The organism is Propioniciclava sp. LT432 (assembly GCF_059515965.1).
Genome location: NZ_JCAKNE010000044.1, coordinates 1 through 20,792 on the forward strand (window position 1 = coordinate 1; position 20,792 = coordinate 20,792).

Consider the following 20,792-nt stretch of genomic DNA (forward strand, 5'->3'; position numbering starts at 1 on the left):
TGGATATTGCGCTTGCTGAGGGCCGGTGTTCCGCTGGGGGGTGAGCCAGTGTTCCGGGGATCGGTGGGCCACGTCGACGGGATGGGTTGCCATGGTGCTGGGGCGGCCGCTTGGGCCGCCCCAGCGCTGTGGTTACTGCAGGTGAGTGAAGTGTTTGCGCAGGGAGTCGTCACAGTCCAGGACGGTGGCGTGCGCGTTGGTGGTGATCCGGTCGACGATGGCGTCGGCGAGGATCTTCTCTTCCATCCGGTCGTGCCACTGGCCCGGTGGTAGCTGGGAGCAGTAGATCGTGGAGGCGGTCTTGTGTCGTCGGTCGATCAGGGTGTGCAACTGCTGGACCTGGACCCGGGTGGGCGGGGTGAGGAACCAGTCATCGATGATCAACAACTCGACGTTGACCAGGGTGTCGAGGCAGCGCTTCTTGTCCCCGGTCCGTTCGGCGATGGTGATCCGGTCGAACAGTTCCCCGGCGGGCAGGTAGAGCACCTTGCGGTACTGCTGGCAGGCCTTGTTCCCCAGCGCGCAGGCGACGTAGGTCTTCCCCGCGCCGGTGGGTCCTTGCAGGATGACGTCTTGGTGCTTGACCAGGTAGGCGCCGACCGCGAGCCGGTGGATCAGCTCGAGGTCCATGCTGCGGCCGGGCATGGCTTTCAGGTCGGTCAGGTCGGCGGCGGGTTGGGCGAGGCAGGCTTGGCGGCGGAGCCGGTGCAGCTTGCTGTCGCGGCGTCTCTCGTATTCCCAGTCGACGGCCTGTTTGACCAACTCTGGACCGGTCAGGGTGGCGGCGGTCGTGGTGTCGGCGAGGTTCTCGAAGTACTCGGCCATCCCGGACAATCGCATCGTCTTCAAGCGGGTGAGGGTTTCCACATCGATCATGCTCGGCTCCCGTAGTAGTCGCTGCCGCGGACATAGCCGGCGTCGCCCAGGGAGGGGGCCGGCGGGGCTTGGGTGGGTGGGGTCCAGCCGGTCCACAGCTTCTTGATGAGCGTGTAGGAGGGGGCGGGGGTGGCCGCCAACGCCCGCGTGCAGGTGTCCTCCAGGCGGGCCATGCCGCCGGGCTTGGTGGCCAGCGACATCACCCCCAGACAGGACCGGTAGGACTGCTCGACGATCTGGCGGGACGCCAGGATCGCCCCGATCGCCGCTTGGGTGTTCGGGCCCACCGTGGCGGCCCACTGCTCGAATCGTTCCGGCGTCCAGTCGACCAGTCGGCTGCGGTGGGTGGCGGGCATGTGGGCCGGCAGGGTCGCATACCGGCCCGACACCCCTTGGAAGCGGGGGTGGGACGCGACCCGCTCGATCCCGTCGAAGACCTCCACGATGCTCGTGGTGAGGCGCACATCCAGGGATTGGCCGATCAACCGGGAAGGGACGGAGTAGAAGTTCTTGTCGACCTGGACGTGGTAGTTCGGGCCGACCTTGGCCTTGCGGAGCTCGGCCAACTCGAACCGGACCGGCGGCAGCGGTTGCAACAGTGGCTTCTCGTCGCGTTCGAACACGATCTGCCGGGAGTCCTCCCGCTTCTGGAACGGACGCGCGTTGATGGCAGCGACTTCGGCGAAGATGGCCTCGTTCAACTCGGCCAACCCGACGAACTGCCGATTGCGGAGCACCGCCGCGACCTGCCCCGCGACGAACCGGACGCTCCCTTCGACCACTGCCTTGTCGCGGGGACGTTTCACCCTGGCCGGGATGACCGCGGTGCCGTAATGCTCGGCCAACCGGGCATAGGCGGGGTTCAACGCCGGCTCGTAGCGGTCCGACCGGGACACCCCGGTCCGCAGGTTGTCCGGCACCAGGAGCCGGGCAGCACCCCCGAAATCCTCCAGGGCGTGCACGTGCGCGTCGATCCACGACCCGAGCGTCATGTCCGGGAACGCCTCCACATACGTGTAGGCCGAATACGACAGTGCGGCCACGAACACCCACCCCTGTCGTGGTTCGCCGGTCAGCGGGTCGGCGTAGGCCATCGGGTCCCCGGCCCAGTCGACCTCGATCGACTCGCCCGGGTTGCGCTGGATCCGCATCGACGCGCCGGTGGCCTTCGCCCACCGCCGGTACTGTTCGTTGAAGAACGAGTACTGGTAGGGCACCTCGCCGGTGGCGCGGCAGTTGGCCACGTACTCGTTCCACAACACCAGCAGCGTCACCGACGGCCGTCCCAGCTCCCGGTGCACGTGCTCGAAGTCTGGTGTGGCCCGGTCCGAGTCCGGCTTGGCCGGTTCGGGCAGCAACAGCCGGCGGACCTCGTCAGCCCCGAGGTCCGTCACCTGCTCGAACCCGACCCCCGCCGAGTCCGCCGCAGTGAACACCGCCGCCACCGTGTTACGGGAACACCCCAACACGTCCGCGATCCCACGCTGACTGACCCCCTCAGCTCGCAGCCGAAGGATCTGTTTGTAGTCGACCATGAAGGCGACTTCCTCTCGTCACGCCGTACCCCAACGGCACGGCGCGACGAACGTCCCACACGAAAACCCGAGCGCCGCCACGGTCCACCGCGCCCCGTCGCCGTGGCTCACCGCCCACCGGACCACTGGCTCACCCCACAACGGAACACCGGCCCTCACCGAGCGCAATATGCAGCATGCGGCTGCGAGCACGAGCCGACGACCACGGCAGTCGATGAGAGCGAGGAGAAGGAGCGGCCCTGGTGGAGGGACCGCGGGATCATGGTGCCGGTCTTCTCCGGTGTCGCGTTCCTCGCTGGTCTGATCCTTGAGTGGTCCGGCATGGAGATCCCGGCACTGGTGCTGTTCTGGGTCGGCTTGCTGCTGGGCGCGTCGACGTTCACGCCGGGCGCGATCCGGAAGCTGTTCAAGGGCAAGCTGGGCATCGGGCTGCTGATGACGATCAGCGCGGTCGGCGCAGTCGTCCTCGGCTACGTCGAAGAGGCTGCGGCGCTGGCGTTCCTCTACTCGATCGCAGAGGCGCTGGAGGACAAGGCGATGGACCGCGCCCGCGGCGGGCTGCGAGCGCTGCTGAAGCTGGTCCCCGACACCGCGACCGTGCGCCGCGACGGCGCTTCGGTGGAGATTGCGGCGAAGGACCTCGCGGTCGGGCAGGTCATGGTGGTTCGTCCCGGCGAGCGGATCGCGACCGACGGAGTCGTCCGTGCGGGGCGCTCCAGCCTGGACACCTCGGCGATCACGGGCGAGTCGATCCCGGTCGAGGTCGAGCCCGGCGACGCCGTGTCGGCCGGCGCGATCAACAGCGCCGGTGCGCTGGAGGTCGAGACGACGGCGGCGGGCACCGACAACTCGCTCACGACCATCGTGGAGCTGGTGGAGCAGGCGCAGGCGGAGAAGGGCGAGCGAGCGCGCCTCGCGGACCGGATCGCGCGCCCGCTGGTCCCGGGCGTGCTGGTCCTCGCGGCCCTGGTCGCCCTGGTCGGCTCGCTGTTCGGGGACCCGGAGCTGTGGATCACCCGAGCCCTCGTCGTCCTCGTCGCCGCCTCCCCGTGCGCGCTGGCGATCTCGGTGCCGCTGACGGTGGTCGCGGCGATCGGCGCGGCGAGCAAGTTCGGCGTGATCATCAAGTCCGGCGCGGTGTTCGAGCGCTTCGGCACGGTCCGCCACGTCGCCGTCGACAAGACCGGCACCCTCACCCGCAACGAGCCCGCCGTCACCGCGGTCCTCGCCGCGGACGGCGTGACCGACGCCCAGGCGCTGGCCTGGGCGGCCGCGCTGGAGCAGCACAGCACGCACCCGCTGGCCGCGGCGATCACCGCCGCAGCCCCCGGAGCCCAGGCTGCGGAGGGCGTGACCGAGCAGGCCGGGCACGGCATCGAGGGCAAGATCGACGGGTCTCGGATCACCGTCGGCAGCCCCCGCTGGCTCGACGCCGGGGTGCTCGGCGACCAGGTCGCGGGCCTGGAGGAGCAGGGCATGACCGTTGTGATCGTGCACCGCGACGGGGCCCCTGTCGCCGCGATCGGCGTCCGCGACGAGCTGCGTCCCGAGGTCCCCGAAGTGGTGCGGACTCTCGCGGCGCAGGGCGTCGGGGTGACGATGCTCACCGGCGACAACGCCCGCACGGCACGGGCGCTGGCAGCGCAGGCCGGTATCAGCGACGTGCGCGCGGAACTGCGTCCCGAAGACAAAGCGACCGCGATCGGGGAGCTGTCAAAGGCGGGGTCGGTTGCAATGATCGGCGACGGCATCAACGACGCCCCCGCTCTGGCCGCCGCGGACATCGGCATCGCGATGGGCGCGACCGGCTCGGACGCGGCGATCGAGTCCGCCGAAGTCGCGTTCACCGGCCACGACCTCCGCCTCATCCCGCGCGCGTTCGACCACGCCCGCCGCGGACGCCGCATCATCAACCAGAACATCGTCCTGTCGCTGCTGATCATCACCGCGCTGTTGCCGCTCGCGCTGTTCGGCGTCCTCGGACTCGCCGCTGTGGTGCTGGTCCACGAGATCGCCGAGGTCGTCGTGATCCTCAACGGACTCCGCGCCGCCCGCACGCGTACCCCACGGCTGGAGAGCTGATGCTTGCGACCATCGGCTCAGCGATCGGCTTGTTTGCTGCGACCAACATCGATGACATCGTCGTGCTGACCGTGCTGTTCCTGGCCTCCAGCCGAGGGAAGCCGCGACCGTGGCAGATCGTCGCAGGCCAGTACCTCGGGTTCATCACCCTCGTCGTGATCAGCGTGATCGCCGCGCTCGGCCTGACCATCGTCCCCGACGAATGGGTGGGCTTCCTCGGCCTGATCCCGCTCGGCATCGGCATCTGGACCCTCGTGCGGGGCCTGCGACGCAACGGTGACGACGATGACGACGACGAGAAGATCACCGCGGTCGGGCTGTGGGGCGTCGCCGGGATCACGATCGCCAACGGGGCCGACAACATCTCCCTCTACACGCCGATCTTCCGCACCAGTTCGCCCGGCGACGTCGTCGTCATGATCGCGGTGTTCCTCGTCCTCGTCGCCGTCTGGTGCGCTGCTGGACGCCTGATCGGAACCCACAAGGCCGTCACCGAAACGCTTGAACGCGTCGAGCACTGGCTCGTACCCGTCGTGTTCATCGGCCTGGGCCTGTTCATCCTGATCGATTCCGGCGTCATCGTCCGCCTCGTCGAGGTCCTCGCATGACCCCGGACGCGGCTGCCGATGCTGAGCTGACGTCGGGAGAGCGGCAGCAGAGGGGGCGTTGGCGGCTCACGGCGGGGGCACTCGCGCTCGGCGGGCTCGTCCTCCTGATCGATCAGGGGACGAAGGCATGGGCGGAGGCCACGCTCACAGTAAGTGAGCGCCTCCCGCTGATCGGCGACCTGCTGGGCCTGCAACTCGCTTACAACCCCGGCGCGGCGTTCTCCTTCGGTGAGGGTTCCACCTGGGTGTTCGCGCTGGTGGCCGTCGCGGCCACCGTCACCGCGATCGTGTTCGCGTTCCGTGTCCGACACCCCGGGTGGGCGATCGTGATCGGCGCGCTTGGCGGGGCCGCCGCCTCCCACGCCGGCGACAGGCTTTTCCGTGCTCCAGGGTTCGCCCAGGGGCACGTCGTGGACTTCCTCGCCTACGGGAACTGGTTCATCGGGAACGTCGCCGACGTCGTGATCGTCACCGCCGCGATCGCCGGAGCGCTTCTGATGATCCGCGGCAACGAGAACTGAGAGGACCATCATGGAGATCATCCTGCAGTATTTCAACGGCTGCCCCAACTGGGAGGTGCTCGACCAGCGGCTCGCTGAAGTAGTCAACGACCGATCCGATGTCAGGGTCATACGTCAGCTGGTCGAGACCCCCGAGGACGCCGTGCGCCTCGGGTTCCACGGCTCCCCAACCGTGCTCGTCGACGGCATCGACCCGTTCGCCGACGAGCGTACCCACGTCGGGCTCGCCTGCCGGATGTTCCGCACGCCAGCTGGGATCGCCGGGTCGCCGACCGTCGAGCAGTTGCGCGAAGCGATTTCCGGCCCGGGCGCTGACGTGTGATGCTCGTTCAGGCGTGGTCGGAACGGAGTGCCGGATAGTCGGACCAGTCACCGCCGGCGAGACGCGACCATGCGGCGGCGGACGAGGTCGTGATGCCGAGGAGATCCGAGACGATCCGGGGATGCATTTGCCGGGTGAGCTCGATGAGCGCTGTGGTGCGTGCGCTTCCCGCGAGCAGGCCTTCGGCGCGAAGACGACGGCTCAGCGGGCCCGGGGTGAGGTGATTGCCTGGGTTCCGGCCACATTGACCAGCCCGTGTGCCGAGTTAGGGCGTGTCTCGTAACCGTTGGAGCCATCTGATGATCGCGTTCAGGACCGCGGCCCCGCGGTAGACGATGCCGAGTTTGTCGTAGCGGGTGGCGAACCCGCGCCATTGCTTGCCGTGGTTGAACGAGCGTTCGACGTGGTTGCGGTTCTTGTAGTCGACCGGGTCGAAGGCGGGAGGTCTGCCTCCGCTGCTGCCGCGGCGTTTCCGGTTCGCGATCTGGTCGGCCGGTTCAGGGATGGTGGTGGTGATCCCTCGCGAGCGCAGCAGCGAGCGGTGCCCGCGGGCGGAGTAGGCCTTGTCGCCCCGCAACCGGTCCGGGGTGGTGCGGGGCCGGCCCGGTCCGATCCGGGGCACCGACAGGTGGTCCAGCAGGACCGGCAGCATCGGCGAGTCACCGGACTGGCCGGCTGACACGACCACGACCATCGGGGCACCGCGGCCGTCGACGAGGTGGTGGATCTTGCTGGTCAACCCGCCCCGGGAACGCCCGATGCCGTGGTCAGACGGTTCCAGTCGCAGATTGTTGTAGTTCGGTGGCGCCCCCTGTGTCCCGGGGCAGGTTGGTGCCGTGCTGGTGCGCCCGGTTGATCGTGGAGTCCACGTTCACCGACCAGTCGATCCGCCCGGCCGCGTCCGCCTGGGCCATCAGCATGGCGTGGATCTTGTCCCAGGTGCCGTCCTCGCTCCACGCTCGGTGCCGGGCCCACACGGTCTGCCACGCCCCGAACTCGGCGGGCAGGTCCCGCCACGGGCTCCCCGTGCGGTAGCGCCACACGATGCCCTCCACCACCAGCCGGTGATCCGCCCACGGCCGGCCACCCCTGGCACCGGCTCGGGGCATCAACGGCGCCAACCGAGCCCAGTCCTCATCGGTCAACACCGGCATCCGACTCACGGGACCTCACCCTGCCCGAGAAGCCCCTGCAGGGTAACGAGACACGCCCTAGCCGCCTTGCCAGTCTGGCGGCGCCAAGTTCGGTCGCCCACCCTATTGATCTGGTGCCTGGGATGGCCCAGCGGCCGGAGTGCTCTGATCCGGTCACTGGTGGTTGCGTCGCTTCGGAAGTCGAACGCGGTGTCGATCAGCATGTGAGCAGTGATGCCCCTGCGCCCGAACGCGCGCAACTGCCGCCGGGTGTATGTGGGCGACACGGTCCCGAGCTCGCCCCGACGCCCCGGACGCCACGGGTTACGTATCGCGGTTCTGGATGAGTCTTAGCAGGCTGGCGTCAGGGTCGAGCAGAGCGCCGATTCGCAGTCCGGATGCCTCATGCCTGGGCGGCTCGATACGTGGCCAGCCGACGGTGGTCTCTGGAATGCCCGCCTTCCGGCATTCGCTGTAGAAGGCGTCGAGGTCGTCGAGGCGAAGGCACGAGCCGAAGGAAGACGTGGCGGGGTTGAGATTGGCGTCGGGGAAGAACTCGAGGAGGAGGTGGCCGCGGCTGAGGATCAGCCAGCCTGAGTCACGGAAGACGACTGTGAATCCGAGCGCTGCGTAGAAGCTGATCGTTGCGTCGAAGTGGCGTGACGGGAGGTTGGGCGTCGCGTGGTCGACCATGCTCGATCCTAACGTCCGGCTCGCCCTCGCCCTATCCGACAGACTCGTGTGAGACGCCCGAGTTGATCGGAACTTGGCTGGGGCGGGGACAGGAGAATTGGATCCCATGACCAGCACCATGGCAGCACCGGCAGGCACCGACGAGGCGACGACCACCACCCCGATGGCCCAGACCCCGGCGGCCGCGTCGGTTGGAGGGCCGCGTGAGGGGCGCGCGAAGCGACGCACGTTCACCACCGAGTACAAGCGGCGGATCGTCGCGGAGTACGGCGCCGCACCGAGCGGCGCGAAGGGGGCGGTGCTGCGCCGGGAACGGCTGTACGACTCCCATGTGCAGGAGTGGCGGGCCGCCATCGCCGGTGGCACGTTGGACGAGCCGTCGAAGGGGGGCCGGCCCCGCAAGACCACCGAGCAGGCCCGGATCTCGGAGTTGGAACGGCAGGTCGCCCGGCTGGAGGCCGAGGCGGCGAGGAAGGATCAGGTCATCGCCGACCGTGATGCCGCACTCGAGGTGCTGGGAAAAGGTGTCGCGTTCTTGGAGGCGATCACGTCCAGGAACAAGCGATGACCCACAGCATGTGGCGGGCCTAGCGCCACCGCCGACGAACTCAGCCCACATACCGGTGTAGGCAAGGCCTGCGAGCTGGTCGGCCGGTCGCGGGCCACCCACCACCGGCAAGCCCATCCCAAACCCAGGGTGTTCGGGCCGCACCCGAAACCGAGGCACCCGGCAGAACTCTCCCCCGCGGAGCGGGAGCAGGTGCTCGGGGTGTTGAACAGCCCGTTCTACGCGGATTCGTCGGTGGCTCAGGTGTGGGCGTGCGAGCTCGACGAGGGCCGCTACTGGTGCTCACAACGCACGATGTACCGGATCCTGGCCGGCTCAGGCCAATGCGGGGAACGCCGCCGCCAGTCCACCCATCCGCCCCGCAGCATCCCCGAGCTGGTTGCTGAGGCCCCCAACACCGTGTGGTCGTGGGATATCACGAAGCTGGCCGGCCCGGCCAGGGGGATCTGGTACCACTGCTACGTCGTCATCGACATCTTCTCCCGCTACGCGCTCGGCTGGCGCGTCGAGGCCGTCGAGGACGGCCGCCTCGCCGCTGACCTGGTCGCCGACATCATCGCCACCCAAGGCACCCCACCCGGCTGGCTCCACGCCGACGGCGGCACCGCCATGACGTCCAAACCATTGGGTTCGCTCCTGGCCAACCTCGACGTCACCAGGTCGCACAACCGGCCCCGGACCAGCAACGACAACCCCTACAGCGAGGCCCAGTTCAAGACCATGAAGTACACCCCCGACTACCCGAACCGGTTCGACTCCCTCGGCCATGCCAGGGCGTGGATGGAAGAGTTCATGGCCTGGTACAACCACGAGCACCGCCACTCACGGATCGGCCTGCACACCCCGGCCTCGGTGCACTACGGCACCGCCCACGACATCCGAGCCGCCCGCCAGACCATCCTCGACGCCGCCTGGCTCGCCCACCCCGAACGGTTCAACCGCCGGCCCGCAGCACCCCGGCTACCCGAACGAGTCACCATCAACGACCCCGCGAAACGAATCCCGAACCCCCAACCTCAGAAGGCTTGAGACGTCTCACTTGACTTGACAACTTCCGTCGCCCCCGGGGGCACGTCCGATCATGCCGCGAGGTGCCGGTGTTGACGCTAGTGCTGGGGAAGGTGATGCGTGTCGCATTGGCGACGTGGAGTTCAACGCGGCCACCGATGGGGAAGGTGATCAAGGGGGTGGTATGGCCGAAGTCGACGTTGGCCACAATGGGCTTGCCGGCCAGCGACGGGATGGTGGCGACGATGGCTTCAAGGTCCTCGCGTGCCATACCGCTGGCGTTCTGGAACCGGCCGAGCACGAGCCCGCGGACGGTGTGCGCGTCGGGGAGTTGCATGAGCGAGTTCAGGTCTCGCCGGAACTCCACGGGATCGCTCAACTCGTCATCTTCCAGGAACAAGACGACGTCCCGCACCGACGGCATCCACGGGCTTCCCTGCAGCAGGTTCAGCGTGCACAGGTTCCCGCCGATGATCTGCCCGGGAATACGGCCTGGTGGGTGTGGGGCCGGGGGGGCATCAGGGCAGGTGGGCGCGGTTGAGTTCTGCCATGAGGGCAGGTCGGCGCCGGTAGGCCTCGCGCAGCCTGATGAGGTGGCTGACTGCTTCCTCGTTGTGCCCGGCCTTGTCGTACAGGGAGCGCGCCCGCACCAGCAGAGCGACGATTGACGGGTACTGCTTCGAGTTCGGAGTGGTGAGTTGCGCCTCTGCTTGGGCCAGGCACAACCGTGCGGCGCGGAGGGGGTAGTCGTCCTCGGAGGCGTCCACGAGTTCGCGCCAGGCCTGACCGGCACCGTGGGCGTCCGCTGCTGCCCAGGCGTCGGTGAGGTTCCCGTCGCTCAGGTGGAGCCAGATCAAATGGTGGCCGCCGGCGCCCGCGCGGCTGGTGGCCTCCTCGATGGCCCAAGTGCGTTGTTCGGCCAGGTCGCCTGACTCGTCGGCGACCGCGCACAACAGGCGGTAGGCGGTCTCGCTGAGGTCGACGGCGAACTGGTCTCGGGCCACCGCGAGGGCTGCGTCGGGACGCCCCGCGTCCAGGTAGGCGCGGGTCGCGACCGGCGCGGAAACCGTGGTGTGCAAGGCCTGCCATGGGTGGCCGACGGCGTGGGCTGCGCCGGCACGGTCGAGCCAGTGCAGGGCCAACGCCGTCTGTCCGGCGGCCTGGAGCCGGCCCACGATCTCCCCGTAATAGGGGGTGGGTCCACACGACAGCAGGGTGACAGCGGCGTCGATGTCCCCATCGTGGTCGGCCAGTTCCAGCAGCATGGCCGCCACCTCATCGCGGTACGGGTCACCAGCCGGCGCGTTACCAGCGAGTGCGGCGACCCTGTCGCGGTAGGCCACCCAGGCCGGGTCGTCCAGGGCGTGGGCGACGGTAGCCAGAGTCAAGGACGGCCAGCCGTACTCCATCCGGAACCCGAGTATCCAGCGGGCCAGCGCGGTGGGGTCGGGGTGTCCCTCCACTGCGCGGGCATACAGTTCGCAGGCGCGCTCGGCGACACCCACGAGTGCGTCAGCGTTGTCGCTTGACTGACCCAGGTCGCCGATCCGGGTGAGGAGGTGCTCCAGCACCTGTCCGACAATGGGGTGTGCGCCCTGGTCGAGGTGGCGTTCCAACTCGTCGAGGACCTCGTCCACGGCTGCGATGCCGTCATCATCGTCCTCGTCATAGGAGAAGGGATCGCCATAATCGAGGTCGACGCCCGAGATGGCGGCGTCGACCATCCTGACGAGCTCGGTTTCGACGTGGGTGTTGTCGGGGGTGGCCAGCAGCTGCAGCGCGCGCATGGCCTCGGGACTGTAGGACGCCAACACCAGCACAAGCTCGCGCACCGACAGGTCATCCAGACCGGCGAGGAACTCCTCCACCTCCGCGCTGACCGGGTGTCGGACGCCGTCCGCGCCGATCACCGTGCGCATGGCCATCGTCGTTCGCCGTGGCGAACGGAAACGCCGTGCGGGGGAGACGTCATCCTCACCTCTCCGAGATGGTGGACGGTCAGCGTGGGTGGCCAGCGACGGCGCCCCGGGTCCTACCCACCCCCAGGAGAACACACAGGGCGCGCCGCTGACCCCACGAGGCTACACGCGGCAGGCGATCCCGCTCGGGGGCGTCGAATGTCGGGATTCGAGCGCGGCCGCGAGGGGCGCCTGGCTTCCTGGCTGCTGCTCGTTCCCCCATCTGGGCCACCTCGCACGCCGCCCATCCGGTGATCCTGATTTGGGCGTTGCCGGTGCGTGCGATGACGCTAACGGCGTCCCGATGCAGGGGTAGGAGGGCCCATCCATGGCAGCCCGCTCATCAGGCTGACGCTCTGGTGCTTCGACGGGCGAGCCACTTGGGGTTGTTGTCGATGATCTGTTCGGTGCGGGCGGGGATCTCGGTAGGGGCCTCATCTTCGTCGTCGCTGCGGTCGAAGACGTTCTCGCGGAGCAGTTGTTCGGCGGCGCGATGGTGTCCTTGGGACGCAAGCGCGGCGGCGAGATCCAGCTGGGCGGTCTCCTCGGCTGGCGCGACACGGACGGCGAGCTGGGCAGCTTTTTGGGCCGCGGCGTGGTCGCCCAGGGCGAGGCTGGCAGTCGTGACGAGGTGGGTAACGTCGACGATCGAGCACAGGAGGACCTGGTCGAGCCGCTGCCCTTCGCTGAGCCAGGTGCCACCGTTCCGGCGGAGTTGTCCGAATGGCGTGCCGCTGACGAGACTCAGGGCCCGACGAAGGTCGTCCAGGCCGGCAGAACCTCGCGCCTCACCCCGCGCGCGGAGGCGACGGAACAGATCCGCGTCGACCAGAAGGTCTTCGACTTGATAAGCAGCTCGTCCTCGGACGCTCGCTGCTGTGGTTTGGCGGCTGTCGGGCACGTGCGGACGGCCGGTGCGCGGGTTGACGCCCAGCCAGGTGCGGAGGGCGAGGACGTCCTTGCGGACGCGTCCGGAGGGGATGCCCATGGCGTCGGCGACTTCCTCAGTGGTAGCGCCGTGCGGGCGGGTGGCCAGGAACGCGAGCAGTTCGCTGAAGTAGGGTTTGCGGTCCACGGCTGCGGTTGGCGTCCCGGTGGGGGCGACCCGGACGGTGAGGGGACCCAGCAGCATCAGCTTGGGCAGGTCGCAGCTCGGATCGAACCACGTGCTGACGTCGTCGTCGAGGGTCGGGTCGTCTTGTTCAACCAGCTCGCGGACGCTCTCGGGGATGTGGGGGGCGAGGGCGGTCAGGTCGTCAGGAGTGACGGCCGCGGCGTCGACGTAGACCTCATCGATCTCGGGCAGCACGTTGGTGACAGGCTCGTCAGGGACCTGGTCACGCGCGACGATGTGCTCCGGCAACAGTTGGCCTGCTTGGTTGGTGTGGGCCCTCCATCCCTCGGCAGGTTCGGGGTGCTGGGGGTACTCGACGTCGGGCTCGTCGGCTTGGGCGAAGATCGCGGCGCACCCGGCCGTATCCCGTGCGGTGAGCCCGGCGGCGGTCAGCGTGAGCCCGACCCCGGGCAGCTGAAGGCGGCCGTCACCTGTGACCCGGAGCACCTCAGCGTCGATGTCTTCGTGACCTCCGTCGACGTCGATCATCATGAGCGCGGTGCCTGTTTGGCGGGGTTGGTCGTTGAGGAGACGGGCCAGTTGTTCGGTGAGGTCGGTGCGGTCTGTGTCCAGGAGGAGGAGCCGGCTGTCCCACAGGGGGTCGTCCAGCAGAGTGGCGCGGCCGGTGTGGATGTCCAGACCGGCTTCGCGAGTGCGGTCGATCATGGCGACGGTGTCGGCAATGACGTGAGCGGTGATGTCGGCCGTGTCGTGGTGGCGGACGCGTCGTCGGTTGAAGGCGACGGCTTCGGCAGCGATGCCCACGCATTCGACGTGGACGTCTCGGGTCCAGGGGTGGACCGCGAGCTCAGCTGCGGCGTGGCGGACGAAGTCGCGTGCCCGATCGGGGTCGCCGATGACACGAAGGACGCCGGCCTCTTCGAGGTTGTACAGCCAGCGGTGGCCGCCCTCGTCCAGGCCGAGGGTGACCAGCTGCGGGTAGGGCGCGGGTAGTGCACCGTCGAGCGGACCCACCTCGACGAGGTCGCTCTGGATAGGGAGTTCCCAGCGCAGCCGGTCCGGGGCGTGCCGCCAGGGTTCGCGTAGGTCGGCCGGGTCGGCGAGATGCAGCCGGATCACGTCGTCGGCCTGTTCCACGGCGGCGAGGTGAGGCATGGGCTCGCCGGCTCGACCGCGACGGGACGCCAGGCGCCGGAGTGCTTCGTCGAGGAAGGCGACGTCCAGCGCGGCCGAGGCACCTTCGGTACGCAGCGTCTTGTCGATCGGGTCGAGTGCGGGGGGCGGGGTGGCGATCATCCGGCCGGGACGCCGGGCGCGCAGTTGTGCGGCACGGCGGTGGCCCAACGCCACCCAGAGAGATCCGGCCAGGAGGCTGCCCGCACCGACCAGCCCGGGCACCAGCCAGCCGGGAATGGGTGCCGCCTCGTCCACGGTCACGGTGGAGGTGTCGGCCGCCTCGACGGCTCGGGTCGTCTGCACCGGCGCCGGTTCGGGGGCGGACGGGACGGGCGATGCTGCAGGCATCACCGCCGGTTCAGCTGGCGCGGGGAGCTCGTGCGTGACTGGCTCTTCCACGACCGGCTCCGGAGTCACCGCGTCGCGCGTCGGTTGGGTGGGTGATGCAACTGGTGCCAGATTCTGGCCAGTGTCGGGTCTCGGCTGAGGGATCGCCAAGGTCCAGCCGACGTCGATGACGTCAGGGTTGGTGAGGTGGCGGCCGCCGGGTTGCGTGATGGTCCGGGACGCCTCGACGATCTTGGGGAACGCTTTGGCGTCGCCGAGGTGGTCGTGGGCGATCTCGCTGAGGGTGTCGCCCTCGCGAACCGTGTAGGTCTCGGTGGGAGCTTGGTCGGTGGTGGAGTCGGTGCCGCCGACGGGGAGGGCCAGGACCCAGCCGGCACGAAGGAAGTCGTCTCCCTTGCCGTCGAGGAGGCGGGTGTTGAGGGCGGCGATCTCGGTGTAGCGGCGTCCGTTGCCGAGTTCGGCGGCTGCGATCGACCACAGCGACTCGCCGCGCTTGACGGTGTGCTGCCTGGTCTGAACCGGAGGCGCCGTGTCCTCGACGGTGTGAGGCGCCGTGTGTGAGGCGGTCACCTGCGGCGCGGGAGGCGCGGTCACGGTGGCGATGGACGCGGGCGCCGGGAGGGGATCGGCATACGCGAGCGTGGGGCCTGGCAGGGCAACGAACAGGGCCGCCGCGGCCGCGACGAGCTGGCGGGCGGCGACCTGCGGCAGGTGGAGGCCGGGTAGATCGCGGGGTTGGACGCCGCGGATCCGGGTCACGATCTCCAAGAGGATCAGTCCTCCCAGCATCGCCCACGTGACCCAGCCGAGGGCCTTGATCACCACCAGCGCGAGAGTGCCGTCATCGCGTCGCAGGAGCAGGGCAACCACGTCGCTCCAGTCGGTGATGGTCGGCAGGTTGCCGAGGCCAACTTGGAGCAGGAGGGCGGGCAGGCCGACAAGCAGGACGGCAATGCCCACGGTGGCGGCCAGTCCGGTGAGTCGTTGCCGGATCATCGTTCGGTGCCTTGCACAGCGCGGACCAGTCGGGCCGTGGAGTGGCCGGTGACGGTGAGGGAGCGGACGCCGATCGAGGTGAGGAACATCGGGGTGTAGCTGTCGGTCACGGTGACCTCCAGGACGTTCCCGGACCGGACACCCACGCTGCCCGTGACCCCGGCTTGAGCGAGGTAGGCCGATGCAGCTTGCTTGGCGGCCGCGACGTCGACGGTCGGGGTCTGGCCGCGGACGGCTTGGGCGGCCGCCACTTCCTCCCCGGCGGTGCGGGCAGCTTGGGCGGCAAGACTGCGGGCCCGCTGCTGGGCATGGACGTGACCACCGAGATCGACGGCGATTCCGACGCACAACACGATCGTCAATGCGGCCAGCGCGAGCCAGACGCTCACCGAGCCGCGCTCGTCATGGCGACGTCGGATGTGAACGGTCATGGTGGTCACCTTCCCCGGTAGGTGTCCAAGGGGCTGGACATGGTGGCAGTGATGGTCTTGGTGCCGCCGAGTCCCGGCAGCCCGATGTCGTCCAGTCGCAGCGCGCAGGTCACGGTCGTGGACACCTGTCCCGGCGTCCCCACCGGGGTGCCGAACGCCGCGGTGTCGACACTCACCGAAGTGGTGGCGCAGTCGAGGTCCTGGTTGGCCAAGCTGCTGTGGGCAGCATGGCTCGCAGTGCTGCGTGCTGCGGCCGGGGTCCGGGCGATGGAGGCCGATCGAGCGGCGTCCGCGGCGGCGGCCTGAAGGGCTTGTTGGGCGATCGCGGTGCGGCCACCGAGGACGAGCAGGCCGACCAGCAGCAGCAGCGCGGGGACGCCGATGACGGCTTCGACCGCGGCTGACCCCCGCTCGTCCCGCTTCATTCTGGGCATTATCGGGTGATCCGTTCGACGGGAAGACTGGCGGAACGTTCCACCGTGGGGGTCCAGCCAGGTACGAGGCTCAGGCTGGACCCACGGACGGTGATGGTGACGGTGACGGCCGTGCGTGATCCGGTGATCGCGACGGAGCTCAGGGAGTCCCCAGCGGTGTCGGTCACGAACGCGGTCGCTGCGGAGGTTCCCGCAGCGAGGGTGGCGTTCTCGCGCGCGGCTGCGCGGGCGCCCTCTTGGGCCGCCGCCAACGCGAGCGTGCTGGCGTGGTAGTACACCGCTCCTTGGACGCCGCTGAAGAGGATCAGCAGCAGCAGCGGCATCAGGACGACCAACTCGACCGACGCGGAACCGCGCTCGTCGGCGCGGAAGAACCGGGGACCCTTCACGATGCTGCGTTCAGCCGAGGGCGGCGATCTTGCCCTGGGCGTACGCGGTGATCGCGGCGCCGATCGCGATGGCCAGCAGCACGACTGCCGCGGTGATCACGGCCTGTTCGGTGCTGACACTGCCGCGCTCGTCGCGGAGCTTCGGGTCGAGCCAAGCCTTGATCAGCAGGAACGTGGTCATCAGGCGGGTGGTCAACATGGGGTTTCCTCTCGGTTGGGTTGGGTTGTTGCGGGAGGTCAGGAGGTCAACAGGCGGAGCAGGGGCGGGGTGACGAGCAGGGCGATGAAGACGACTCCGAGCAAGCTGCCGGGCACCACCATCCGTTCGGACAACTCGTTCGCCTTGCCCTGGGCGTTGGTGAGCAGGGCGGTGCGGAGCGCCGTGGAGCGAGCCCTGAGGGTGGCGTACACCTGGGCGCCCTCCTCCCCGGACAGGCGCATGATGTCGGCCAGGTCGGCCAGTTCTGGGACGCCGACCTCGTCAGCCAGCTTGGTGAGCGCGTCCCAGGGTGCTTGGCCGGACCAGCGGGATCGGGCGAGTTCTTCGCCGACGCGGTGGAAGACCCAGCTGTGGCCGATGCCGGCGGCCGCTTCCATCGCCTGCCTCGGCCCCGAGCCGGAGTTGCGTTCGAGGGCGACCAGGTCGACGTACGCGCCCAGCGCGCGGTGGAACTCCAGCCGGCCCCGTTTGGCATCGTCACGGACGTTCAGGTTCGGTAGGAACCACAACGCCCCAGCCAGGGCGAGGCTCGCGGCCACGGGCACGACCACCGGTACCTGGAAGCCGAATAGTCCCACCACCAACACCAGCACGCTGGGGAACACCAAGCCGAGCAGCGCGAAGGTGATCTTCTCACCGTAGTAGCGCGGCAGGCTGATGCGCAGCAGCGCTAGTTCCCGGTTGGGCACCCTGCCCCACACACCGCCCGGCAGGTTCCGCATCGCCCAGAGGCCGACACGCTCCTTGCCGCCGGTGACCGGCACGTCAACGGCGCCGCGCCGGCGGCGTCCGTAGGTGGGCGACAGCCGCTCGACGACGTCGCCCAGGTCCGGCGCAGCGGGCACGAGCCGCCACACCGCGAGTACCAGCCCGAGGGTGATCAGTGCGCCGGAGGCAAGGGCGAGTTGGGCGCCAGTCATGACGCCCTCCCCGCACGGTCCGCCACCAGATCGACTTCAGCGGCGAAGCCTTGGCTTTCTGTTTCAACACCATTCAGTTCCGCGAGGGACCGTGTGGTGTGGTGGGCCGGTGACTTGGACTGATGACGGGAGGGGGATCCGACACGCCATCCTGACCGTGCGTCATGATTCCTGACGTTCATGCTAAGTTCTCGACAACTCGTTGAGGTTTGTGAGGTTGGGGTATGGCGCTCGCGGTAGTGCGGTCGGTCGAGTCGGCGCGCAGTTCGCGTAGCCGGATCGACGCCGAGGAGTTCGAGCAGGAACTCATCGACCAGTACTCGCTGGCCCTCAGTGCTGCCGGGCTCACCGATGGGACGGCCGCCGCCGAACGCGGGGCGATCTTCGACTTCACACGGTTCCTGGGTCGTCCGCTGTGGACCGCGCAGGTAGAGGACGCCGACAGGTACCTTCGTGCGGCACGAACCCAGCGCGGGCTCGCCAAGTCGACCGTCGCCGCTCGAGCGGGCACGCTGGCCAAGTTCTACGACTTCGTCATCGTTCGGTACCAGGGCGACATCCATGCCCTGTTCGGGCAGGTCGTCGTCCAGCCCATCGACGAGTTCAACCGGCCCAGGGCGATCGCCGCCGCCACCGCGACCAGGGTTCCCCCGCGGACAGACGAGATCCGTGCCTTGTTCGACGGGTGGCGCGATGCGCTGCCCGACAGCCGGAAGTACCTTCCAGCGGCCCGGGACTATCTGGCCGCGTCCCTGTGGCGACGGCTCGGTCTGCGGATCAACGAGACGGTCATGCTGGACGTCGCCGATTGGCATCCCGAGCTTGGTCCCCACGGCAAGCTGCACGTCCGCCACGGCAAGGGCAGCCGGGGCCGAGGCGCCAAAGTACGAATCGTGCCAGCAATCGACGACGTCGACGCACTGTTGGAGTGGTGGCTGACCGACGTGCGCCACCAGTTCGGCGACGACTACGACGACCCTGCCGCCCCGCTGCTGCCCAGCGAACGACGCGACCGGCTCAGTGGCCACTGCACCCGGCTCGGCACCGAAGCACTCCGCACCGGACTGGCCGACGCCGTGGAACGGTGGCTGCCGGACTGGAGCCGACGGCTCACCCCCCACGTCCTGCGGCACTACTGCGCATCGCACCTGTACCAGCAGGGCATGACACTCAAGGCCATCCAGGAGTTGATGGGTCACAGCTGGCTGTCCACCACAACCCAGTACATCCACGTCCACTCCACCCACATCGAAGCGTCCTGGGCGGCCGCCAACCAGCGGACCCTGGATCGAATCACCCACCCCGCACCCCACAAGGAGGTATGAACCCATGCGCTGGAACCTGCGGATGAAGGCCGCCGAGGCCGGCATCTGGAAATCCACCGAACTACGCCGACGGCTGGCCGAGGCCGGCCTCGACATCAGTGCCGGGAAGATGTCCGGGCTATGGGCTGGAACACCCACCACCATCCGGCTCGATGACCTCGATGTGATCTGCTTCGTGCTCGGCTGCCAGCCGACCGACATCCTCGTGTGCGAACCCGACGCAGTGACCGCCCGGCAACAAGCCGTCAAGGCCGTGGCAGCTGCCTCACCCACGGCACCCGCCCGACGGCGAGCGCCGACAACGGGGCGTCCCCGCAGCAAGCCACCCGCGTGACCGCCCCCAAGACGTGCGAGGGCTGCGGACGCAAGCCCGAGGCCTACGTCAAGCGTCGCTGGTGCTACGACTGCAAACCCGGCAGCTTCGGCCGACCGCTTCCCTGCCGAAGCTGCGGCGCCACCGGCGACTACTGGGCCGGCCGGCTGTGCCGCCAATGCCATCCCTTCGCACCCCAACCGCCCGACTCCTGCCGCGACTGCCTGGCCTGGGGAGTCACCCGCCTCCGCGGATGGACCTGCCAAGCCTGCCGCGGCTGGCGTCACCGCTATCCCGTCGAGGGCGTGTGCATCAGCTGCCATCGTGAACTCGCCATCAACGAGCACCAGGCCTGCCGCCTGTGCTGGATGCAGACCCTCTACAACCAAGCCCAGTACGGACTCCCCCGCGACGTGGTCACCGCCAACCGCGGCGGACAACAGCTGTGGTTCGCCGACATGAGCGGATACCGCAACGGATACCGACCGCACCGTCGCCGTGACTTCCGACGTCGCCGCGATCAACTGCCGCTGCCCGGCACACCCCTGGAAGCACCCGATACCGGCCCTCCATCGACGAACGCCGACCAACCCAGCCTGTTCGACTACCACCCGGTCGAAGATCCCGCCCGCCGCCACGGTGTCGGCGAGCCACCCAACCACGAATTCGCCACCCAACTCGACGACCATGCCCTCGACATGGCCGCCCGGCACGGCTGGACCCAACGGCAATCCCTCAAGACCCGGATCACGCTGCGGGTCCTGCTGGCCAAGCACCAGATCACCGCCCCACCCATCCGCGCCAGCCACGTCCTCGACCTCATCGGACACCGCCTCCGGGTCCGACTCGCGCTCCTCGTCCTGCAAGACGCCGGGATGCTCATCGACGACCGCACCTCGACGCTGGACGCCTGGTTCGAACGCCAACTCCAAGGCCTGCCCGACCCCATGGCCGACGAACTGCTGATCTGGTTCAACGTGCTGCACCACGGCAGCACCACCCCGCCGCGCAGCCGACCGCGCCACGACCAGTCGATCAAGCTCCGCACGCGATGGGCCCTGCCGACGCTCCTCACCTGGGCAGCAGCCGGCCATCAATCGCTGCGCGAAATCAGCCGGACGCACATCCTCGCCGCCCTGCCCGGCGAAGGCACCCCACGCGCCAAACTGGGCGCCGCGCTGCGCTCGATCTTCACCACCCTCAAGCGACACCACGTGCTCTTCGTCAACCCGACCGCCCAACTCAACATGGGCAACTTCGAGCGACGCATCCCCATGCCCACCGATACCGCCGTGCTCGGTGCCCTGTTCAACTCCCCCGACCCAGCCACCGCCGCGATCACCGCGCTGATCGGCGTCCACGGGCTGCGGCCCGCCGAAGCCAGCGCCCTCCAACTGGTCGACATCCATGACCACCGGATCCACTTGCCAGACCGCACGATCCTGCTCGCCCACGCCACCAAGGCCACGCTGGACCGGTACCTCCTCCACCGACACCACCGCTGGCCCGGCAGCATCAACCCGCACTTCCTCGTGCACAGCCGGTCCGCATCCACCCTCGAACCCGTCCGGGTCCCCTGGCTCACCGACAAGCTCGGCATCCCACCCAGCGCAATGCGCCAGGACCGCATCCTCGCCGAGGTCAACGCCGGCGGCGACCACCGTCGCCTCTGCGACTTCTTCGGCATCACCATCGAGACCGCCGCGCACTACCTGAGCACCCTCACCCACCCCGACCTTGAGGACCACACACCCGTACCCCCCAGTTCCCGAACCCCAGGTAACACGTGAGCGGCTCATCAGTGACCTACCCTTGGGTTCAAGGCGGAGGATCCTTCAGTAATCCTGAACCCATGGCTTTC

21 protein-coding genes are annotated in these 20,792 nt (G+C 68.8%); 9 read left to right on the forward strand and 12 right to left on the reverse strand.

Going from position 1 to position 20,792, the window contains the following annotated elements; genetic code table 11:
• Positions 1 to 132: 132 nt before the first annotated feature.
• A complete protein-coding gene (locus AC5YDV_RS18210; protein WP_496181551.1) occupies positions 133 to 876 on the reverse strand; it encodes an ATP-binding protein in 744 nt (247 codons plus the stop codon).
• Positions 873 to 2,411 carry an IS21 family transposase gene (istA, locus tag AC5YDV_RS18215; protein ID WP_496181550.1) on the reverse strand — a complete coding sequence of 513 codons (1,539 nt, stop codon included), beginning with the start codon at positions 2,409 to 2,411 and terminating at the stop codon, positions 873 to 875. The genes AC5YDV_RS18210 and istA overlap by 4 nt, the downstream gene beginning before the upstream one ends.
• Positions 2,412 to 2,672: 261 nt before the next feature.
• On the opposite strand from istA, the gene AC5YDV_RS18220 reads away from it, so the two are divergent.
• Genes AC5YDV_RS18220 through AC5YDV_RS18235 form a run of 4 tightly spaced genes read left to right on the forward strand, consistent with a single transcriptional unit; the run spans position 2,673 to position 5,944 of the window.
• Positions 2,673 to 4,493, forward strand: coding sequence for a heavy metal translocating P-type ATPase (locus tag AC5YDV_RS18220; RefSeq protein WP_496192550.1), 1,821 nt, complete (start codon positions 2,673 to 2,675; stop codon positions 4,491 to 4,493).
• On the forward strand, positions 4,493 to 5,101 hold the full coding sequence (locus tag AC5YDV_RS18225) for a cadmium resistance transporter (protein WP_026936349.1): 609 nt from the start codon (positions 4,493 to 4,495) through the stop codon (positions 5,099 to 5,101). The genes AC5YDV_RS18220 and AC5YDV_RS18225 overlap by 1 nt, the downstream gene beginning before the upstream one ends.
• Complete coding sequence (locus AC5YDV_RS18230) at positions 5,098 to 5,622, forward strand: signal peptidase II (protein WP_026936350.1); 525 nt, start codon at positions 5,098 to 5,100, stop codon at positions 5,620 to 5,622. Before AC5YDV_RS18225 ends, AC5YDV_RS18230 begins: the two co-directional genes overlap by 4 nt.
• Before the next feature lie 10 nt (positions 5,623 to 5,632).
• Complete coding sequence (locus AC5YDV_RS18235; protein WP_026936351.1) at positions 5,633 to 5,944, forward strand: thioredoxin domain-containing protein; 312 nt, start codon at positions 5,633 to 5,635, stop codon at positions 5,942 to 5,944.
• Positions 5,945 to 6,209: 265 nt separating this feature from the next.
• On the opposite strand, the gene AC5YDV_RS18240 is transcribed toward AC5YDV_RS18235, so the two are convergent.
• A protein-coding gene (locus AC5YDV_RS18240) for an IS5 family transposase (RefSeq protein ID WP_375539363.1) occupies positions 6,210 to 7,107 on the reverse strand; the annotation gives its coding sequence in 2 pieces (ribosomal slippage) (positions 6,210 to 6,762 and positions 6,761 to 7,107; 900 coding nt in all).
• Between the two features lie 294 nt (positions 7,108 to 7,401).
• Positions 7,402 to 7,770 carry a bleomycin resistance protein gene (locus AC5YDV_RS18245; RefSeq protein ID WP_496185011.1) on the reverse strand — a complete coding sequence of 123 codons (369 nt, stop codon included), beginning with the start codon at positions 7,768 to 7,770 and terminating at the stop codon, positions 7,402 to 7,404.
• Between the two features lie 106 nt (positions 7,771 to 7,876).
• On the opposite strand from AC5YDV_RS18245, the gene AC5YDV_RS18250 reads away from it, so the two are divergent.
• On the forward strand, positions 7,877 to 8,338 hold the full coding sequence (locus AC5YDV_RS18250; protein WP_496185012.1) for a transposase: 462 nt from the start codon (positions 7,877 to 7,879) through the stop codon (positions 8,336 to 8,338).
• 192 nt (positions 8,339 to 8,530) lie between these two features.
• Positions 8,531 to 9,367 carry a transposase gene (locus tag AC5YDV_RS18255; protein ID WP_496192551.1) on the forward strand — a complete coding sequence of 279 codons (837 nt, stop codon included), beginning with the start codon at positions 8,531 to 8,533 and terminating at the stop codon, positions 9,365 to 9,367.
• Here the strand turns inward: AC5YDV_RS18255 and AC5YDV_RS18260 are convergent.
• The 8 genes from AC5YDV_RS18260 to AC5YDV_RS18295 all read right to left on the reverse strand — a co-directional run bounded on the left by AC5YDV_RS18260 (position 9,318) and on the right by AC5YDV_RS18295 (position 17,293).
• Positions 9,318 to 9,770 (reverse strand): hypothetical protein, encoded by a 453-nt coding sequence (locus tag AC5YDV_RS18260; protein ID WP_496192552.1) that lies wholly within the window; start codon positions 9,768 to 9,770, stop codon positions 9,318 to 9,320. The genes AC5YDV_RS18255 and AC5YDV_RS18260 overlap by 50 nt on opposite strands.
• Before the next feature lie 94 nt (positions 9,771 to 9,864).
• Complete coding sequence (locus tag AC5YDV_RS18265; RefSeq protein WP_496185014.1) at positions 9,865 to 11,265, reverse strand: hypothetical protein; 1,401 nt, start codon at positions 11,263 to 11,265, stop codon at positions 9,865 to 9,867.
• 382 nt (positions 11,266 to 11,647) lie between these two features.
• On the reverse strand, positions 11,648 to 14,899 hold the full coding sequence (locus AC5YDV_RS18270) for a LysM peptidoglycan-binding domain-containing protein (RefSeq protein ID WP_496185015.1): 3,252 nt from the start codon (positions 14,897 to 14,899) through the stop codon (positions 11,648 to 11,650).
• Entirely contained in the window at positions 14,896 to 15,330 is a 435-nt protein-coding gene (locus AC5YDV_RS18275) for a TadE/TadG family type IV pilus assembly protein (protein ID WP_342372608.1), read from the reverse strand. The genes AC5YDV_RS18270 and AC5YDV_RS18275 overlap by 4 nt, the downstream gene beginning before the upstream one ends.
• 5 nt (positions 15,331 to 15,335) lie before the next feature.
• Positions 15,336 to 15,755: a TadE/TadG family type IV pilus assembly protein gene (locus tag AC5YDV_RS18280; RefSeq protein WP_496185016.1), complete on the reverse strand. Its 420-nt coding sequence runs from the start codon at positions 15,753 to 15,755 to the stop codon at positions 15,336 to 15,338.
• Positions 15,756 to 15,763: 8 nt separating this feature from the next.
• On the reverse strand, positions 15,764 to 16,153 hold the full coding sequence (locus tag AC5YDV_RS18285; RefSeq protein ID WP_232549210.1) for a TadE/TadG family type IV pilus assembly protein: 390 nt from the start codon (positions 16,151 to 16,153) through the stop codon (positions 15,764 to 15,766).
• A 10-nt stretch (positions 16,154 to 16,163) separates the two neighbouring features.
• Positions 16,164 to 16,352 (reverse strand): hypothetical protein, encoded by a 189-nt coding sequence (locus AC5YDV_RS18290; protein WP_166230675.1) that lies wholly within the window; start codon positions 16,350 to 16,352, stop codon positions 16,164 to 16,166.
• 38 nt (positions 16,353 to 16,390) lie between these two features.
• Positions 16,391 to 17,293: a type II secretion system F family protein gene (locus tag AC5YDV_RS18295; RefSeq protein WP_342372610.1), complete on the reverse strand. Its 903-nt coding sequence runs from the start codon at positions 17,291 to 17,293 to the stop codon at positions 16,391 to 16,393.
• Between the two features lie 224 nt (positions 17,294 to 17,517).
• Here AC5YDV_RS18295 and AC5YDV_RS18300 point away from each other — a divergent pair, with 224 nt between their 5' ends.
• Genes AC5YDV_RS18300 through AC5YDV_RS18310 form a run of 3 tightly spaced genes read left to right on the forward strand, consistent with a single transcriptional unit; the run spans position 17,518 to position 20,721 of the window.
• A complete protein-coding gene (locus AC5YDV_RS18300) occupies positions 17,518 to 18,618 on the forward strand; it encodes a tyrosine-type recombinase/integrase (RefSeq protein WP_496183015.1) in 1,101 nt (366 codons plus the stop codon).
• A 4-nt stretch (positions 18,619 to 18,622) separates the two neighbouring features.
• Positions 18,623 to 18,952, forward strand: a complete 330-nt coding sequence (locus tag AC5YDV_RS18305; protein ID WP_496183014.1) for a helix-turn-helix domain-containing protein — start codon at positions 18,623 to 18,625, stop codon at positions 18,950 to 18,952.
• Positions 18,949 to 20,721 carry a site-specific integrase gene (locus tag AC5YDV_RS18310; protein ID WP_496183013.1) on the forward strand — a complete coding sequence of 591 codons (1,773 nt, stop codon included), beginning with the start codon at positions 18,949 to 18,951 and terminating at the stop codon, positions 20,719 to 20,721. Before AC5YDV_RS18305 ends, AC5YDV_RS18310 begins: the two co-directional genes overlap by 4 nt.
• The last annotated feature ends 71 nt before the right edge of the window (positions 20,722 to 20,792 follow it).

What these genes read in the sequence shown, in the direction of transcription:
- AC5YDV_RS18210 (WP_496181551.1), bottom strand. Translation starts at nt 876, where the DNA reads ATGATCGATGTGGAAACCCTCACCCGCTTGAAGACGATGCGATTGTCC.
- istA (WP_496181550.1), bottom strand. Translation starts at nt 2,411, where the DNA reads ATGGTCGACTACAAACAGATCCTTCGGCTGCGAGCTGAGGGGGTCAGT.
- AC5YDV_RS18220 (WP_496192550.1), top strand. Translation starts at nt 2,673, where the DNA reads ATGGTGCCGGTCTTCTCCGGTGTCGCGTTCCTCGCTGGTCTGATCCTT.
- AC5YDV_RS18225 (WP_026936349.1), top strand. Translation starts at nt 4,493, where the DNA reads ATGCTTGCGACCATCGGCTCAGCGATCGGCTTGTTTGCTGCGACCAAC.
- AC5YDV_RS18230 (WP_026936350.1), top strand. Translation starts at nt 5,098, where the DNA reads ATGACCCCGGACGCGGCTGCCGATGCTGAGCTGACGTCGGGAGAGCGG.
- AC5YDV_RS18235 (WP_026936351.1), top strand. Translation starts at nt 5,633, where the DNA reads ATGGAGATCATCCTGCAGTATTTCAACGGCTGCCCCAACTGGGAGGTG.
- AC5YDV_RS18245 (WP_496185011.1), bottom strand. Translation starts at nt 7,770, where the DNA reads ATGGTCGACCACGCGACGCCCAACCTCCCGTCACGCCACTTCGACGCA.
- AC5YDV_RS18250 (WP_496185012.1), top strand. Translation starts at nt 7,877, where the DNA reads ATGACCAGCACCATGGCAGCACCGGCAGGCACCGACGAGGCGACGACC.
- AC5YDV_RS18260 (WP_496192552.1), bottom strand. Translation starts at nt 9,770, where the DNA reads ATGCCGTCGGTGCGGGACGTCGTCTTGTTCCTGGAAGATGACGAGTTG.
- AC5YDV_RS18265 (WP_496185014.1), bottom strand. Translation starts at nt 11,265, where the DNA reads ATGCGCACGGTGATCGGCGCGGACGGCGTCCGACACCCGGTCAGCGCG.
- AC5YDV_RS18270 (WP_496185015.1), bottom strand. Translation starts at nt 14,899, where the DNA reads ATGATCCGGCAACGACTCACCGGACTGGCCGCCACCGTGGGCATTGCC.
- AC5YDV_RS18275 (WP_342372608.1), bottom strand. Translation starts at nt 15,330, where the DNA reads ATGACCGTTCACATCCGACGTCGCCATGACGAGCGCGGCTCGGTGAGC.
- AC5YDV_RS18280 (WP_496185016.1), bottom strand. Translation starts at nt 15,755, where the DNA reads ATGAAGCGGGACGAGCGGGGGTCAGCCGCGGTCGAAGCCGTCATCGGC.
- AC5YDV_RS18290 (WP_166230675.1), bottom strand. Translation starts at nt 16,352, where the DNA reads ATGTTGACCACCCGCCTGATGACCACGTTCCTGCTGATCAAGGCTTGG.
- AC5YDV_RS18295 (WP_342372610.1), bottom strand. Translation starts at nt 17,293, where the DNA reads ATGACTGGCGCCCAACTCGCCCTTGCCTCCGGCGCACTGATCACCCTC.
- AC5YDV_RS18300 (WP_496183015.1), top strand. Translation starts at nt 17,518, where the DNA reads ATGGCGCTCGCGGTAGTGCGGTCGGTCGAGTCGGCGCGCAGTTCGCGT.
- AC5YDV_RS18305 (WP_496183014.1), top strand. Translation starts at nt 18,623, where the DNA reads ATGCGCTGGAACCTGCGGATGAAGGCCGCCGAGGCCGGCATCTGGAAA.